Genomic DNA, 16,770 nt, shown 5'->3' on the forward strand with positions numbered 1-16,770 from the left:
AATCGGGGAGGCTGCCGGAGCAGACAAGCCACAGGCGCGTCAGTCGCCCCCGAGGGTTTTCTCGCGGTTCAGGTCACGAACCATGTCCCGCTCCACAGCCTGCAGACGATCACGCTGCAGAGTTTCTGAGGCCACCTGCTGAATCGCCGCCTCCTGGCGCCGGAACTGAGGATCATCCGGTAGCGTCGTTTTCTCCGTGCCCGGCCGGTCACGCTCCAGTCCGCGGATGACGTCCCCGATAACCTCTTTCACCCGCTCCACCGGCTCGCCGGCTTTACGCGCCTCCCCGGCCACTTCCCGGGCAGTCTGTTCCTCCTGTTTTTCCATTTCGCGGCGCTGCTGTTCTTCTGCCGCCCGCTGCGCCAGAACCTCTGGCGGGAGGATAATGTCAGCCCCGGCCTGCGGTACCGGAGCCACCGGCGCCTGTTCAGCCCATACCCGCCCGCCGGTAATGGCCCCGGGGTTCCAGGGACGGTCATCACCGGCCAGCCGCACCACCACCCCGGTATCGGGATTGTCGCGGGCCATTCTGACCCCCTCTCCTATATTCCCGGCCAGCAGGCTTTCACCATTGCGGCTGTTCTGCAGCGCCACGAACCGGGCGTCTTCATTGCCCATAATCCTTCCCTCTCCGCCGATAGCCTCCAGCCGTCCGTCCCGATCGGTCAGCGGGCTGAGCCAGATACCGGCGGCTTTCCCGTTCTTATCGAATGCCGGCAGCGCCACATGCGGCTGAGGGTACTTTTTCCCCGGAGAAATGAATTTTCCCGGTGAACTTCCCTGTGCCAGACCGGACTGCTGCAGGGCTGCCCGGCCAGCGGCGGTTTCATCCAGTGGCCTTGCCCGCCCGAACAACAGATCTGCGGTTTTCACCGCCCGGTCGTTAAGGGGTTCAAGAATATCGTGCGCCGTCGCCTTCTCAGGTGAATGCTGGATGGCCTTTATCCAGCCCTCACGCCTGTCGGTATAGACCTGCACATGCTGTTTCATGCGGGACAATCCCACGTAAGCAGACTCGAAGCTGGCCATTAGTTTTCGCGCCCCCACCATACCCTCCAGCGCGATGGCATACGGTTCGCTGGCCCCCTGGGCGCCGTGAGCCGTGATAGCGTAGGCGAGGTCGATATGCTGCTGTGCTTCATCCGCCTTCGGAGTCAGCGTGCGGGTGGTTTTGCCATCAGAAAGCGTGACACTGTCACCCGAAACAGACTGCACCTCCCAGACGCTGTTGGCCACATAGCCGCGTTCCGGGTCACTCTTGCTGAAACGCATTCTGTCCCCCTGAGACACGGTGATCTCTTCCTGGCGATAAAGCGTCACACCTTCAGCAGAGGCTTCACGGGGAGAGATATATCGCTCCTTTCCTTCACTGTCAGTCAGGGTGATCAGCTGATTATCCTTATCCACATTGTCGATACGGTGGTATACGTTATCAACCAGCGCCACCGCCCCCTTGTGAGCTGTCCAGGTCGACAGTTTGCGCAGTTCACCGTCACGGATGTTGCTCGTGACCAGCACCGGCAGGGTGACTTCCTCCCTGCCAGTTTCCCCGTTCTCCCGCCTCGCTTCATGAATCAGACCGTTCAGTGCCCGCCGGTCATTATTCAGATGGGTGATAATCAGCGTCTGCGACTGTGCCTCCGGGGTCCGTCCGGTATAGTCCTTCACCAGTGCCTCGTAGAGCGTCGCGGGCTGGCCTGCCGGCAGGCTTTCCCCCTTGCTCAGCGCCTTACGTATCTCCTCTTCCTGCGTCGGCGTGAATTCCACCACTGAACTGCCCGGCACCCAGGCGCCTTCTTTCCTCGGTACTCGCTCCGGCGTGACCTGCTCGATGGTGGCCAGAGCACGATCTATATCCCGGTCAATCAGGCTGTAGACCGCTGGTCTCAGCTCAGGCACCTGGCGCACAATCTCTTTCATGATGGCAACGTCGGCGGCGCTGCGCTGCTGCATCAGCCTGAACGGCTGGCCCGGCGAAATGGACTGCAGCTGGTCGGTATCTCCGCTGAGCACTGCGCGACCTCCCCCGGCCGCAATCAGGCTCAGGGCTTTCGCCGTGTCTGACAACCCCACCATCGAACTCTCATCGAGCAGAAACAGCGTGTTGCTGAAATCGGGTGTCTGGCCATTGCGCTGCAGCAGCTGCGTGTCGTGGAGGAACGACGCCGTCGTGCGCGCGTCCACGCCGGCACTCTGCATTTCCCCGACCGCACGATGCGTCGGCCCCAGACCGATGACATGCGGGCGGGTCTCTTCCGGCAGCAGACTGATGGCACTCATGACTGCCCGGAACTGGGTGGTTTTCCCCACCCCGGCATACCCCTGAACCACCGTGAACCGGTCCGGGGTTTCCAGAATCATCCGGGTCGCCGCCCGCTGTCCGGCGGTCAGGTCCGTCATCAGACTGGCCGGCACGCGGTCCATCAGGGGGGCCACCGCGTCTTTGCCTTCCAGCACCCGGGTCAGGATGCTTTTCTCGGCATCCCAGGTCTGACGGGATATCAGCAGGTCGTTACCGTGGCCCGGGGAGACACCGACATTCAGCAACTGTCCGGACTTGATTTGTTTCTTAATGGTCATCTCAATAGACCACATCGGGACCTTATCACCCCCGGTTTCCAGTGCCGTCGCCAGCAGCTGGGGGCGGGTGAAGGTCAGGTCCTGGCTCTCTAGCAGCGGGATGGACAGGTGAATGGCCTGTTCTGCCGGGGTATGCAGTCCGGCCTTCTGCTGCGCAATGGCCGCATCCAGGTCCGTCTCTCCGGATCGGGTCTTCAGCTGCTCTGAGACCACGCTGAAGGCGGTATGCCGCGACAGCTTCTCAGTCGTGCGCGCAGCATCCTGCGCCGAGTACAGCCGGAGATGACTTCCGCTCTGCGCCAGCTGGTTGAGGGTGGCGTTATCCAGCTCACGCTGCGTCACCGACGCAAAGACCGTTGCCGTCTCGCTAACCGACCTGCCGGGACTTTCCACCCAGCCGTGGCCGATTTTAATACCGTCAAACACGCCCGCGCCCACGGCCAGGGTCTGCGTGGTTTTCTGCCCCGGCCGCTGTACCGTCAGCTGCCCGTCCTCCACTTTCATCACCGTGATGCTTTCCCCGCCCTTCAGGCGTGTGTCCGGTATCTTCCCGAGCACCGCCAGACGTTCCCCCTCTGCCACCGGCAGTGTATCTGCCCGGAACAGCGTCCACTGGCTGTCGACCGCGGAAACCTTCAGATCCAGACGGACCCCTTCCCGGTCTTTCAGGGTCAGCATATTGCTGCTCGCGGTCACCCGGTCAATGACAAAGCGATCATGCGTCCGGTTCTCCGGATCCCAGCGTTCCATCACCATCCCCTCCCGGTAATAATCCCGCACGCCCCGGCTTTTGCTGTCCAGCCACACCGGCGTCAGGGATGTAATGGTCGTGTCTTTCTCACCCAGCACCCCCTCATGTCTGAGGGAGTCACGGATAAGGCCGTTGAGTACGCTCTGTTCACGCGTCCCGCTGATTTGGGCCACGCTTTCCTGCCCTTCACGCACGCTGACGGCAAACTCCTGTGCCAGCCGGCTGTAGCGTGCTCCTTTATCCGGTTCACTGATGATGTCGGCTGTGGTCTGATGGCCACCCTGCCAGCGATACGTATTCACGCCGCTGTCCTTCAGCACCGTCAGCGCGCTGCCGGTCCCGCTGCGCTTCCCGCTGTCGGATAGCAGGACCTGCACGTTATGGCGCATCGCGCCATCGAGCAGGGAAATCGTTTCCTTCAGGCTCAGCTTCTCCGCCTGATCCACGATGAGTGTTCCGCCCGGAATAAACGCCGTCCCGTCCTGCAGGGCGGATTTACCGGTCACCGTTTCCCCGGCCAGACGCACATCACCGGCGAGAAAATCACGTGAGCGGTTATCGGCCGCCAGGATATGGACGTCACGCCCCTGCTCCCGGGCCATCAGGGTTAACTCGGCCACCCGCTCCCGCTGGCCGGTTGCACCGCCCTGGCCGGAAACGATACCCATTACCGGGCGATCCTGCGCCAGCACGCTGACGGCATCGCTGAAAGGGACCTGGCGCACCACAGACGCATCGGGCGTGACTGAGACATGATTCTGGCGCTGCACCTCCTGACTCAGGGCTTTGACGGCGAGTTCATCGAGTACGTGGATGTTTGAGGTGAACAGGCCTTTCTCGCGATCGAGAGGGATAAGCTGCTCCCGTTCAATGGCGGCATCGATGCCCTTTCTCGCCAGCTCAAACACACCGTCCTTCGCCTCCAGCTGGCCGACCGTGCGTGCCAGCAGGTCGGCATACGTGAACTGCACCTTGCGGTCGCTGAGACCGGCAATCGCTTTCGTCACCACATCCGTGATATCCGGACCGTCAGTGTTCACCGGCGCGGCAGGTGCACGGGCCAGCTCTGCGGCTCGCGCATCGGCGGCCTCACGGTACCCCCGGATGTCAAACCCGGTCTCCTTCAGCGTGTTCATCCACTCCACCATCTTCTCTGCCGGATCGATGGCTTCTTTCGACTTGCGGGTATCGAGCGCGGCCACATCCCGGGACTTCAGGGAGGCATCGGGTCCTGCGGCCTCCCTGACCTCCTGAGTACGGGTGGAGAAGGGCTCCACAGGGACCCCTTTCATCTCCCACATCCCGTGTTTGCCCACGACTTCCGTCTCATAGCCAAGCTTCTCTACCAGGGGTTTGAACGCCTCCCGGTAAAGCTTCCCGAACGCTATCTGGTTCGCGTACACGTTCTCAATAAAACCTGTTTTACCGATCTTATCTGTGCCGAGAGTCTGCCATTTGTCCCCGTTCTGCGTGGCGTTAATGACGACGGCATGGGTGTGTATCTGAGGTTCCTGGTTACGGTTAGTGTCGTGGTTGAATTTCGCCACAATCAGATTTCCGGTCAGCACCGTTTCGCTTTTACCATCCGTCATGACCCGGGTCGCGGCCAGCGTCTCCAGTTGCCGCACCGCTTCGGTTACCGCCTGGTTGTGGGCATCGATAAGGCGTTTATCGCCGCCCAGCATCGCCATGACCGACACGCTTTTGGGGGCCGAGAAGGTCAGGTCATAACCGGGCCGGTGCTTGTTGGCGCCGTCCTGTATCCGGGTCAGGTCGCTGCCATCCGGCAGCTTCCCTTTCAGCAGTTCCGTAAACAGCGTCTTATCCACGGCTTTCCCGTCGATCCCCAGCGCTTCAGCCCCCTTACCCTGCCAGCGTTCGTCCATGCTCCCTATGACGTAGTAATTATCCTTATCCGTATAGTAATTACCGGCACTGCCCGCCGATTTAACGGAGCCAATCGACATCATCAGAAGTTCCCCCCAATCTCGACATCATCCTGCTCATCGTGGCGGTGGCTGCGGTTGATATTGACTTCCTCACGCCGCTGCATATCCCGCTGTGTCTGCTCATCTGCCAGCCAGGCGTCATACGCCTGCATGTCCTCGATGACACCGTCCTCGTTCATACCGGCCGGCAGCATTTCCTGCCCCTGCTCTGCGGACTGCTGCGCCAGCTCCTGTTCTGTCCCGCCTGCAGCAGGGGTACCGACAGAGGATGCTGTTGCGGCAGCAGCGGCCGCTGCGGCTGCTTTTGGTTTGATCAACGGTACGGTCGTGACCCGCAGGACGGGAGGCTCAGCTGCCCTGGCGGAAGGTTCCGCTGCCGGACTCTTTGTTGTCGGCGGCGCTTTTACCGGTGCCGGAGATACTGTCACTTCTGCTGGCGCAGGCTGACTGACCGGCTCAGGTTGTTCACCGGCGTGACTGTCTGTATCAGCTGGCCCGGGTTCCGGCGCATCCGGCGTGAAAAGCGCCCTGGCAAGGCTGCCTTCAGCTTCCCGGGCCTCAAGCAGCGCACTGAGTCGGGCGTCAACACGCGTATCGAGTCGGCGCTGAATAAATCCCTCGGCAATTTTTGGACGTGGTTTGTACTTCAGGGCCAGTTTCACGGCCGGATACGGTCCGGGCAGCGTGACATAGCAGGACAGGTCAGGCAGCGTCTGAATATCGGAGTAACTGACCAGCGTTTCCCGCTCTTTTTCTTTTCCGGTCGATACACCATCACGCACAGGGTCAGCACCGTAAGAGTACTGCTCGCTGGCTTTGAGGATTTCCTTCTCACCAATTTCACCGGCAGCAAACTCCGCAATCTCTTTACTCGGGGAGCGGAAGAAGGCCCGGGTGTTCATTACGTCAAAGAGCGTGGCGGCAGGCTTAACACCATAGATGTCTTCCAGCTGGGCATAGGACTGAATACCGAACACATAACAGCCACCAAATTTACGCGCCTCAGGGAGGATTTCGACCAGGTCCGGCAGCTTGTGCAGCGTGGGGAGCTCGTCGGCGAAAATCCACACGCGCCGGTTACGGTTCTCCCCCATCGCCAGCAGGCCGCGGATGGCAATCGACAGCCACATCGAGATAACCGGCTTCAGGGAAGCATGGGTGTCAGCGTTGGAGGAGATAAACAACCAGCCATTGGGTCGGTCTTCACGGACACCGCGCATCCAGTCCCGGATAGTGAATGGCTCGCCGTTCTTCTCAATGCCCTGCAGGTAGCGAATAGCCTTGACGTAGTTGGTCAGCACGGCACGAATGGAGATGGCCGTTTTCTCAATTTTCTCTTCAACCAAGTTCGCTGCCGGCGTGTTCTGCAGATAAGCGCGCAGCTTGTCGATTTTAATAGACAGCATGGTATCGACCAGCTTCTCGTAGCTGCGATCCTTGTCTTCACGCATCAGATACGCGCCTTCGGCAAAGATAGTGCGACCGGAGCCCTGCCAGAACGGGTCTTCTTTGGTACCCATCGGGATAAGGGTGTTGGAGATGTTGTCGAAGTCCGGCAGCGTCAGGCACTCTTTCCACAAATCCCAGGCAGCGCAGCGCGAATCCAGCGGGTTGAGGATTTTATCCAGTGACGGGTCGTAATAGCTTTTGACGAACTCACAGGAGCGATCGTAAATGATGGCCATATCACCCCGGGCACGGACATAATTCAGTAGCCGGCGGATTACTTCTGATTTACCGGAACCCACGGTACCGTGGAGGCAGAAGTTCTGGATTTCGGAGTTTTTAAGAATAGGCAGGTCGCCAATTTTAATATCAGAGGCCATACCATCACGCTTCATCTGGCGGGCCACTTCTTTAGGCTTATCGGAAAGCTGGCGCCCGCCGGTATTCTCATCCTCACTCTGCTGTTTCCCCTGGCGGCCCAGCACCCAGCTGGCGATGAAGAACGTCACGATACAGATAACAAGAGAAACCACGGCAGCAAAGACGAAACTGGTCCACAGCTGCTCTCCGCACCAGATAGTATATTTATCGGCCAGGATTTGTTCTGAGGTATATTCCAGCGACTGGCCGTAATACTGAATGGTGTATACCGGCTGGGAACGAATAATATCGCGCATCGGACCCAGCGTCGTACACCACCAGTATACGCAGCCGTTCACAAAGGTTTGCCAGCTGAGCCGGTACATCAGCATCAGTCCGCACAGCACCCAGAATAAAATAAACAGCACGTAGAAAATAATATTGGCAATCTGACCAAACATGCGAAAGCGCATATTGGCGATCTGACCGCCCTGCGTCATATCTTTGGCATTGAAACTCATGGCACTAATCCGTCAGTAAATTATTAGGGTCGAAAGGACAAACTAATCAGCGGAAACAGACCTCACGGGGTTACAGGGAATAAGCCTCCCTCACAGCAGGATGTGGATAAATATCGCCAGGCATCAGCTTATGTGTTTCAAGAGACCTGACAGGTTCAGATATTGCCATAAATAACCTCTGATCAAATAAAAAAGAAAAGACTCCGCCGAAGGCGGCAACGCCTCACAGATGCACAAATAAATTGCGCAACTGTTCACCGTTCAGATTTGGAATTAACAGATTATTTGACGAATTAATTCTGACACACCAGAAAGGTGATGCCAGTCTGGCCCGGAGTGCCCGGGCCGTGGAGTAGAAAACTTACAGAATATTTGCGATCGATTTTGCCAGCTGGTCTTCAAGAACAGGCTGGGCTTCAGGGAACTTGAGGTTAACTTTATTAGCGTTAGAGACGACGCGAGTTTGGTATTTGTGCTGATTACCCGTTTCCGTACTTGTCTGCACTTTTGCGCCGGATGTTCCCTGACGCAATACGGCCACGTTATCAGTCTGAACCTGAGTTTTGGTTCTTTCCGCGATCTGAACATCGGTGATCATGGTATAGTTCACATCTTCCACCATCGCGTCAGCAGCCATACCAACCAGACCGGCTGCAAGTCCTACTCCCAGAGTCGCCCCTGCAGAACTGGAGTTGTAAGCGGTAATCCCTGCCCCTAGAGCGGCGCCAGTCACAGCGCCCTCATAACCCCGGCTTAACCAGCCCTGAGACTCACGAAGGTCCATTTTATCGGCCTTAAGCACGTTCGCCTGGATCCAGTAGCCCGCCGTATCCGGGTTACTGACGACCTGATATCCCTTTGAAGTGACGGCGCTGGCAATTTTTGCCTGCAGGCCACTCATATCCTTATCAGAGGTATTTTTGATTTGCAGATAAACCGTCTTATTATTTGAAGGTTCCAGCCAGATTGTTTCGCTCATCTGGGTTTTTACTTCCAGATTTCTCTTTTTAATAGCGGTTCCCATTGCACTACATCCAGATAACACCAGCGCAGAGCTGACGACCATCACAGCCATGACTTTATTAAGCTTCATCCTGAATCCTTGTGACATAATCAATACGAGTGAATACACATTCTCTTATAATGTCGGAATGCGCATTCACTATATACGAATTTTAAGCGAGATGTAAAAATCAATTAAAACCTAGACAGCCAATAATAACAAAAAGAAACTTTTAGCCTGTTAATAAACCACCATAATTGATAGGTTGCATCTGGGTGATTACCCCCCCAACTTTTCCGCTCGGAAAGAGTTTATTGCAGAGGTGAGCAATGATAGCTGATAGCGTCCAAAATCCAGGTTCATGACAAAACCAAAAAAAACAGACGTTAAAATAACCATAAATGCAAAAGAAAATGGCGAGTCATAAACCACTCTATTACAAATAGCTAATAACATAATCACTGCCATGTACACAACAGCATAAATCATAAGCTTCTTAGAAAAAAAGCGATATATATTCGATTTTTCTCTAAAGTTTTTAGGAACTGACAAAAAGAGAGAGCGTGAACTGGCAATACCCAGGAGCATAATGATACTGACCCCGACAGGAAAAACCAAAACATGAAACATATACTTTCCGGACAAATAAACAGCATCCACACTAATTACAGCGCAAAGCATATTCCATACAACTAACACTACGCCTGGCCAAAGGCACTCCCAAAAAGATGGAATTTCAGCCTTCCCTTGTGAAAGTAGACTTTTCAGCTCCTCCACTTCCTCAATAAGTAGTTTGTTCGTAATCATCATTTTTACCTTTTACCATCAAGATAATCCTTTTGAATTTTCGCCGCTTTTTCCTCTAACTCAGCAGGCGAGTCAGCTCCTGGTAAAGATTTCACCTTACTCTTTCTTTCATTATAATCACCTTTAAACTCATTTGCTTTTGTTTTATGGTCCTTTTCCATTTCAGCATTCTCATTTTTCACCTCTTCGCCTTGCCGTTGTATGTTTTCGCGGGTTTCCTGCTGCTGTTGTTTATTCTCTGTAATCATCCCACCAACTTTCTGATCCACATTATCCTTAATACCCGAATCTTGCGTCATAGCATCGATACGACCAGAATTTTGTCGGTAGTCGGCCATTACCGATCCATTGTCACCACCACCTGACACCCCAGCCATATTCTGTCCGATGCTTTCACGACCCTGTTGATACGCAGCATCAACCCTGGGTTCTACCTGCTCTTTGACGAATTCACGCGCCAGGGCTTCACGCTGCGCCGCAATTTCAGGAGAACTGGTATTGGTCAGAATGGCCTCGGCATCCTGTGGAGCACGATGCTGAACAAAGTTCGCAAACTGCTGAGTCAGGTTTTCGTTCATCTGGCCAGTCATGCTCTCTGTGCGTGATGCCATCTCACTGTACTCATGGCTGCGTGTCCGGCTGCTTGTATACTGGTCATAGCTGTTTTTGGCACTGGAGAGTGACGCGGCAAACTGGTCAACACGCGAGCTGGCATTATTATCGGTAATATTGCCCGATGTGGTGGTTTTGCGGCTGGTAAAGTAATCGGATGCTTCCTTAAAGTCTTTGGCCGCCTGACTGCTGGTATCATGTCGGCTGTCATTCGATTCACGACCGGAAGTGCCAACATTATCTGTATTACCTGAGCTGTGGGTCCAACCCGCACTGCCTTTAACTCCGGCCTCAGCAGATAATCCAGTTCCCCATTTACCTAGCTTACCAAACAGCTGATCCCCTGAACTCCACTTACCAGATCCGTATAAATCAACGCCCTGCGTACTTTTAGCTGAATCATCCATCAACTGCTGGAAAGACTCCTCATTACTGATGCTGTTGGCTTTCGCATTAGCAACAACCGCATTCCACATCTTGCTTCTGGCCATCGAGTCCTGCGAAGACTCGGTAGTATCAGCTCCGGTCGTTGTTGAGGCGCTGTTTCCTTTATTGGTACCAAATTGCTGCAGACTATTCCAGGCACTTGTCACGCTGCTGTTATAGCCATGCAGCGCGCTTTCAGCCTGGACATCAGACTCACGGGCCATCTGTTGCTGCGCACTGGCTATCTGACGACCGACGTTGATATCCACCGGCAGTTTTGACATTGCACCACCACTGTCCCAGACCATCGAGCCATCCCGCGTCTGCGTGCTCATGCCTCCATTCGCCAGCTGCCGCGACATCTGTCCGAAACTGGTTGTGCTGTTGGTACCCCAGCTGTAGCCGCTGACGTTCTCCATCTGCATGTTGGCAAACGAGTAATTGCCATCCACCACGCCGGAAGCCGCCTGCGATGTTGCACCAAGCCCGGAAGAAGAAAAATGGCTGTAGGCACTGGAGAAGGCTGCTCCCATGCTCTTCACGATCCCCCACGACAAAGGCGGTATCATCACGGCAATATAGCCCGCGGTGGTCGCAATATCCGAGTTTTTGAGCTGAACCTGCGACAACTCAGAGAGAACGACCGGGACGCCATTTTGCTTCGCATAGTAGGCCATTGCGCTGTTCAGGATGGCGAACAGTAATGGCCACGTCTGCAGCCAGATAAGCGCAAACACATACCCCTTTAGCACCTGCAGCGTCATCATATTAAACATGGCGGCCATCACCATGATCGGGAACATCCCAATCATTATCCCCATGATAACGGTCTGCGTCAGCGGAAGTGCGCGAAGCGCCTGGTGCCCCATTGTGGCCTGTGCCAGCCGCTGCTTTTCAAGGGATGATGTGTTAGCGATATTGACCAGACTGGCGGTATCGCCGCTGCGGGCTGCATAACTCTGGATCCCGCTGCGCAGGGCGTTCATCGTGACGTTCTGGCGGATAATCTGCCCGGCGCTCTGTCCCGAGCTGTAGAAGTAATTGTAGCTGTCGCCAATCATCTGGCTGAAAAGCAGATCGGGATTAGGTTTGCCGCCAAACAGCTGACGAACATAGTAATTCCAGGTTTTACCGCCTGTCTGAGTATCAAGCGCAAGAGCCGATTTCAGATCCCGTGAGGCCTCCTCGCATGTCTGGAACTGGTTGTTTTTATCAAACACGCCACGCAGTGGGCTCGGGTTTGCAAAAATCAGGGTATACGGATCAGGTGAATTCAGTAATTCCTCAAAAGAGTACTTATGATTAAGGAAAATATCGCCCATCACACAGTTTTGTACGTAATCGGAGAACAGCGTCGTAATTTCAGGATTTTGTGATAAAAAATCCGTACTTTTCGCGACCAGATTACTGCCAAATAACATCCCCGTTTTACTGTACGTGACACTGTCCGGCAGCGCGAAGACCATCTCATAACTCTGGATAAGAGCGTTTCCCACCCGCGTTGTCAGCGACGCCGGAATGGCCAGACCAATAGGTACATTATCAACTTCATAGACCTGCGCAACGTTACTGTAATCGATGATCTGCACAGGGGTGCGAATGACAACCAGCATAGAGACCAGGGTAAGGGAAAAGACCCAGCCAATAAGGTCCATCACGTTGTGTTTTTTTACCCAGTTCCCCGCCACAATGAGTACCGAGATGGCGATACACATCTTTTCTATGGTCGACCATGTGCCGGTCCCCATAAACGCCGCAATCGCGTTCAGGTTGCCCCGTAACCAGTCACCGCCAGCAATGGCATATACCTCAAGCATTACAGATTCCCCCCAAAATGATAGTTATTCTGGTAGCGGGTCATCATGCGGGCAGAGACCTGCTGGCGCATGTAACTCATTTGCCTGTCAACCACAAGCAAGGCGTCCTGCTGAACCTGAACACGGGACTGAAAAGCGGCAATCTGGACACTCGCCTGATTGAGGTTTTCCATGATCATATCCATTGTCGACTGGGGATAATTACCGGTTGAAATCATCGCCCGGGCCTGCTGGATAAGTTCCTGAATGTACTGCAGCAGAATGTCGTAGCCGATATAGTCCGTCAGCTGGTAAATAAGTGAGTTAGACACCCCGAGCATCTGCGGATCGACCAGGTATTTGAATACCGGAATGGTGGTGCTGGAGATAAACCCTTTCTCCTGATCCGTCAGTTTTTCATCAGCCACTGCTTTATTCTGGATACTGCTTAACAAAGCGGAAATCTGGCTTTTCAGCGCCTTATTGGAGGTGATGGTCACGGTGGCATCAGCAACGACCTTAAGACACTTATCCGAATCATTGCAGTGGTAGATTTTAGCCGTGCCGCCCTCCATCATGGCTTTAATCAGGTCCTGGTCAGTGGTGCGTGCCGGCAGCGGCGTGATCTCACTGTTCTCCCCGAAAATCAGCGTCCCGGTCAGGGTCATCACAAACTCCTTCAGCTCCTTATTGCCGTCAAAGAGCCGGTTTTTGGACAGGGCATTCCACATGATGTTGATGTTCTTCATCACACGCTCCTTGTCCTTATCGCTGGCTTTATCCTGCACTTTGTCCATCTGCCCCCCCACCGAACAGCCCTGACGGGAAGCCGCCCAGTCCGAAAAAATGTTACTCTCGCCGGCAATGTCCTGGCAGACCTTTTGCTGCGCCACTTGGGTCCGTGGAAACAGACCGCCCACAATGCCCTGTGCGGCCTGGCAGGAGCTGAGGTTCATGCTGTTAATGTCGCTCGCCATCTTCTGAAGGAAATCCTTCGCGGTTTTGATCTCCGGAACCGTGGTCTGCAGGGCAAGGTCAAAGAAGTAGCCCGCGGCGTTGGACATAATTTGTTTGGCAAAGCGCTGCAGCTGCTCGCTGTTGATAAAGGAGAACGACCCCAGGTACGCATCGATGCCGCCGCAGCCGGCGTTAATATCCGGCAGGGTCATGCTGACCAGCTGGATCGTTTTCACCTGCGTTCTGGCATACAGCGAACCGCCGGAGGCGTAGCCCGCAGCCTGTCCCTGCCAGACCTGCGGCTGGCTGGTATTGGACGCAAACCCCAGCTTATTGAAGAAGTTATTCATGTCGCCATTCACATCGGCGGCGGCGCTAAATGACAGGCCAAGCGCGGCACCGCAGAAAAGTGACAGTAGTTTAATTCGCATCCTGTCCTCCATTACGCACAGCATTATTTTTAACTCTGTCGTTTCTCAGAATAAAAAGGGACTTAAGGTGATAACTGAAAAAATTGCGGATCGCTAATGTCACTCCGGCAACAAAGAACCCCACCCCAACAGCGATTAGCGCATAAGGGATGGCGTACATCATAATATTCCACAGGTCTTTTACTCGCAGGTCACCGCTGGCTATCCAGTCAGCCACGCAGAGATTAAATAAAAATCTCATTATCCATAACAGCAGAGCACCTGCAGTGAGAAACACAATGAATAATTCCAGATAGATTTCCAGACGCCTTTCCCGGTGGATAAATTCCGGCTTCAGTTGTTCTATTTTTTCTGCTGCTGTCTGTCCGGGTGCTTTTAAACTGGCTGGAAATAAAAACGCATACAGTCCCGTCGAACTTATATATTTGTTCATGGCTATTTTCCTTAATCACTTGATAAGACCGGATATAACAGAGACTCAGTGCATCATCTGAAATACCGTATCCACTCTGGCCATAAAGCCCTGTGCATCCGTGGCACCCTGCAGGATCGGGTACGCTGCCAGGGTGTTCACGTTGACCAGAAACGTGGTCGGGGTGGCCACCGGGATATTGGGGAAAAAGGTCTGCATCACGTCAGGAGGCGCCGGCAGAGACTCCGGAAACGCGTCATCACCCTGTCCGTCAATGGTGTAAGAGAACACGGAGAAGCCATACTGTCCGGCCAGCTGCTTCAGCACCGGGTCAAATTTATGACAGTAGGGACAGTGTCCCTGCATGAACAGCACCACTTTCCAGTCGCGCAGGTCCACCTGCTTTCCGTTGCTGAGCCGTAACCAGCGTGACTGAGATGCCCCGCTCACCGCCTGGGGAGTGTCGCTCTGCGGGGAAGCCGTTTCACTACCGGAGATTCCCCGCGGATCCCAGAGCGACTTCACCTCATCGAGCGTTCCCGCCTGTGCCATCCCGGCCAGAGCAAGGGAAAGAGCCAGTGCCGCCAGCGGCGTCTTAGCGATGTTCTTCAGGCTGCTTTTCACAGGCTTTCTCCTCTTTTTCGGCTTCAGCAATGAGGGCGTTAAGAATGCGGTATCCCCCAAACACCACCATTCCTAATCCCAGAATTTCAGCGGCCTGCACGGCCATTTCAGGCTGTTTTCTGACAAGCCTGGCTATCAGGTGGAAAAACACGCCCACGGCCAGCACCCACATCCCGGTAATATCTAAATCGGGAAATTGTATTTTTCGCATATGACCTCTTTCAATTTTTTGGATCTGAGTTCTCATTTGTGTTTAACTGAATACAGCAAGCTGTACACACCAGAAAGTCAAAAGGAATGACAGGAGTGAAAATGGATAACAAAAAATTTAAAGACACCTTGTTGACTATCAGGGATATCATTCGTGAAACATTACTGGGGAACGCAGCAATTGTTACATTGCTATATGCAATTTCATTCTGTCTCCCGGCCAAAGATATCGCTGATGTAATTTTCATAGCATTTCTGGCACTGGTTGTGATTTTTATATTTTTCTGGATGATGTTTATCATATTTGATTATACCGAAAGCATCATCAAAAAATCATCAGGCTTCATATTCATAATATGGTTTTTTTGTGTGCATGTGAATTTATTAATAAAGGTCTATGAGATATTCACAAAAAAACCTGTTCACTGAAATCTCAAAGCTATCGACAACCACGCAAGTAATGGCATTCCAGCCATAATACAAACTCTGAATATCACCTTACAGGCCTGCCGGGTATAAATGGCCCGATGAATAAACATGGTCTGCAAAGGCGTACAACACTGAATACTGGCAGCCATAAATGATACTACGTCCCAGGCCACACCCTGCTTTGCCACATAACCAATGAAAATACTTTGTATGAGTATGACAACGAATGTGCACCTGAAATACTCTGAAACGTTAATATTACGAGCGAATATATATCCAGTGAACGTGACAAACAGAATAGCCAGGAACGCAGCAATATATACCGTTGTGACATAATGCATAAGCACCTCAAAAGTTTGGTTTAAAGTCGCTGGAGACATAGAGGAACTGTTTCGCCAGGTCGTCCTGACTGATAAAGCCGTAACTGAGAGGCTTCACCTGGCCACTTTTCGGGTTAACCAGCATCATCGCGGGGAAGAACTTCACGCCAAGCTGCTCTGCCTGGCCCTGGTCCGTCCGGCTGTCGGGCAGCATGGGGTTAATCACTCCGTCAACCGACACCGGTATCACGCTCAGGCCATAGGTTTCGCGAAAATTTTTAATCACCTGGACCAGCTGGCCATCGATCGCTTCCCGGCCCCGGTAGAAGAACATCACGCCGTAGTGCTGTGCGAGGGTGGAGATAGCCTGTCGCTGTTCGGCATAGTCAGCGGCGAGCTGGTTTTTTACCGTGCCGTTGTAGTGGCTGTACTGCAGGTTGTAATCGAGTTCGGGGTTTTCCAGCATAGCTTTCTTCGCACTCATCGAGAACAAACTTGCCTGCTGCGTCCAGTAGTTCTGCAGCCGGAAGTACTTCACGAAGTTTTCAGACGATGGATACAGAATGGCTTCGTACAGCGACCGTTTGGTGGCCGCCTGGAGTGTGGCGAGTTTCTCCAGAATATCCATTTGCGGCGGTGGTGCCGCTGGTGCGGCTTGCCTTTCCTCATCACGAGGCTTCAGTTTCTCGTTGTACCACTGCCAGCCCGCATCTTTGGCGAAAGCCGGCATCAGGGCGCAGCAAAGGCACCCCGCCAGCATGGCGGCATGTATTGTTCGCATGGCAAATACCCTTTTATGAATTAATGCGACTGGCGTGACAGATGCTGATAGACACTGTATTTATCGAGCTGGCGCTGTATCTTTCCTGCATCATCACGGGCTTCAAAGCGGTAACCGCTGCAGTACAGAGGCAGATGATTTATCTGAAGGTCCACCCGCTCCCCGTCCCTGACCACCCACGCGGCCTGAGAAACAGTGTCGCACTGGATCCCCCAGGCCCGGTTGGTGGTCATAAATGCGTTAACCTGTCTGTCCCGCCACAGGCTGTACGACATAATGCTCACCAGAAAAACAACAAACACGCTGACAAACAGCACCACCATTCCATACGATTTTCTCTCTTCCATCCCTGCTC

General features: G+C 53.9%; 12 protein-coding genes and 1 pseudogene. 1 reads left to right on the forward strand and 12 read right to left on the reverse strand.

Going from position 1 to position 16,770, the window contains the following annotated elements:
* Window positions 1-39: 39 nt before the first annotated feature.
* The 10 genes and pseudogenes from traI to traQ form a co-directional block, all read right to left on the reverse strand.
* Complete coding sequence (gene traI, locus AC3EMD_RS27830) at window positions 40-5,301, reverse strand: conjugative transfer relaxase/helicase TraI (protein ID WP_302074202.1); 5,262 nt, start codon at window positions 5,299-5,301, stop codon at window positions 40-42.
* Window positions 5,301-7,607: a type IV conjugative transfer system coupling protein TraD gene (gene traD / locus AC3EMD_RS27835; RefSeq protein WP_047665855.1), complete on the reverse strand. Its 2,307-nt coding sequence runs from the start codon at window positions 7,605-7,607 to the stop codon at window positions 5,301-5,303. Before traD ends, traI begins: the two co-directional genes overlap by 1 nt.
* 73 nt (window positions 7,608-7,680) lie before the next feature.
* Window positions 7,681-7,776: pseudogene (locus AC3EMD_RS27840) on the reverse strand (hypothetical protein); the annotation flags it as partial.
* Between the two features lie 192 nt (window positions 7,777-7,968).
* A complete protein-coding gene (gene traT, locus AC3EMD_RS27845) occupies window positions 7,969-8,700 on the reverse strand; it encodes a conjugal transfer complement resistance protein TraT (protein WP_004152629.1) in 732 nt (243 codons plus the stop codon).
* Between the two features lie 189 nt (window positions 8,701-8,889).
* The gene (locus tag AC3EMD_RS27850; RefSeq protein WP_047665858.1) at window positions 8,890-9,417 is read right to left on the reverse strand and encodes a conjugal transfer protein TraS; all 528 of its coding nucleotides are present in this window, start codon (window positions 9,415-9,417) and stop codon (window positions 8,890-8,892) included.
* A 5-nt stretch (window positions 9,418-9,422) separates the two neighbouring features.
* Window positions 9,423-12,272: a conjugal transfer mating-pair stabilization protein TraG gene (traG, locus tag AC3EMD_RS27855; protein WP_302074203.1), complete on the reverse strand. Its 2,850-nt coding sequence runs from the start codon at window positions 12,270-12,272 to the stop codon at window positions 9,423-9,425.
* Entirely contained in the window at window positions 12,272-13,651 is a 1,380-nt protein-coding gene (gene traH, locus AC3EMD_RS27860; protein ID WP_165451080.1) for a conjugal transfer pilus assembly protein TraH, read from the reverse strand. The genes traG and traH overlap by 1 nt, the downstream gene beginning before the upstream one ends.
* Entirely contained in the window at window positions 13,629-14,072 is a 444-nt protein-coding gene (gene trbF / locus AC3EMD_RS27865) for an F-type conjugal transfer protein TrbF (RefSeq protein WP_046622845.1), read from the reverse strand. The genes traH and trbF overlap by 23 nt, the downstream gene beginning before the upstream one ends.
* A 45-nt stretch (window positions 14,073-14,117) precedes the next feature.
* Entirely contained in the window at window positions 14,118-14,675 is a 558-nt protein-coding gene (gene trbB, locus AC3EMD_RS27870; protein ID WP_116995264.1) for a type-F conjugative transfer system pilin assembly thiol-disulfide isomerase TrbB, read from the reverse strand.
* Window positions 14,647-14,886 carry a type-F conjugative transfer system pilin chaperone TraQ gene (traQ, locus tag AC3EMD_RS27875; RefSeq protein WP_046622843.1) on the reverse strand — a complete coding sequence of 80 codons (240 nt, stop codon included), beginning with the start codon at window positions 14,884-14,886 and terminating at the stop codon, window positions 14,647-14,649. The genes trbB and traQ overlap by 29 nt, the downstream gene beginning before the upstream one ends.
* Before the next feature lie 101 nt (window positions 14,887-14,987).
* Between traQ and AC3EMD_RS27880 the strand changes: the two genes are divergently transcribed.
* The gene (locus AC3EMD_RS27880) at window positions 14,988-15,314 is read left to right on the forward strand and encodes a hypothetical protein (protein ID WP_052749784.1); all 327 of its coding nucleotides are present in this window, start codon (window positions 14,988-14,990) and stop codon (window positions 15,312-15,314) included.
* A 348-nt stretch (window positions 15,315-15,662) separates the two neighbouring features.
* Here the strand turns inward: AC3EMD_RS27880 and traF are convergent, their stop codons facing one another.
* Window positions 15,663-16,415 carry a type-F conjugative transfer system pilin assembly protein TraF gene (traF, locus tag AC3EMD_RS27885; protein WP_046622841.1) on the reverse strand — a complete coding sequence of 251 codons (753 nt, stop codon included), beginning with the start codon at window positions 16,413-16,415 and terminating at the stop codon, window positions 15,663-15,665.
* Between the two features lie 20 nt (window positions 16,416-16,435).
* Window positions 16,436-16,762 carry a hypothetical protein gene (locus AC3EMD_RS27890; RefSeq protein ID WP_042937346.1) on the reverse strand — a complete coding sequence of 109 codons (327 nt, stop codon included), beginning with the start codon at window positions 16,760-16,762 and terminating at the stop codon, window positions 16,436-16,438.
* Window positions 16,763-16,770 lie beyond the last annotated feature (8 nt).

This window comes from Klebsiella sp. PK18, from assembly GCF_057784655.1.

What these genes read in the sequence shown, in the direction of transcription:
- traI (WP_302074202.1), bottom strand. Translation starts at nt 5,301, where the DNA reads ATGATGTCGATTGGCTCCGTTAAATCGGCGGGCAGTGCCGGTAATTAC.
- traD (WP_047665855.1), bottom strand. Translation starts at nt 7,607, where the DNA reads ATGAGTTTCAATGCCAAAGATATGACGCAGGGCGGTCAGATCGCCAAT.
- traT (WP_004152629.1), bottom strand. Translation starts at nt 8,700, where the DNA reads ATGAAGCTTAATAAAGTCATGGCTGTGATGGTCGTCAGCTCTGCGCTG.
- AC3EMD_RS27850 (WP_047665858.1), bottom strand. Translation starts at nt 9,417, where the DNA reads ATGATTACGAACAAACTACTTATTGAGGAAGTGGAGGAGCTGAAAAGT.
- traG (WP_302074203.1), bottom strand. Translation starts at nt 12,272, where the DNA reads ATGCTTGAGGTATATGCCATTGCTGGCGGTGACTGGTTACGGGGCAAC.
- traH (WP_165451080.1), bottom strand. Translation starts at nt 13,651, where the DNA reads ATGGAGGACAGGATGCGAATTAAACTACTGTCACTTTTCTGCGGTGCC.
- trbF (WP_046622845.1), bottom strand. Translation starts at nt 14,072, where the DNA reads ATGAACAAATATATAAGTTCGACGGGACTGTATGCGTTTTTATTTCCA.
- traQ (WP_046622843.1), bottom strand. Translation starts at nt 14,886, where the DNA reads ATGCGAAAAATACAATTTCCCGATTTAGATATTACCGGGATGTGGGTG.
- AC3EMD_RS27880 (WP_052749784.1), top strand. Translation starts at nt 14,988, where the DNA reads ATGGATAACAAAAAATTTAAAGACACCTTGTTGACTATCAGGGATATC.
- traF (WP_046622841.1), bottom strand. Translation starts at nt 16,415, where the DNA reads ATGCGAACAATACATGCCGCCATGCTGGCGGGGTGCCTTTGCTGCGCC.
- AC3EMD_RS27890 (WP_042937346.1), bottom strand. Translation starts at nt 16,762, where the DNA reads ATGGAAGAGAGAAAATCGTATGGAATGGTGGTGCTGTTTGTCAGCGTG.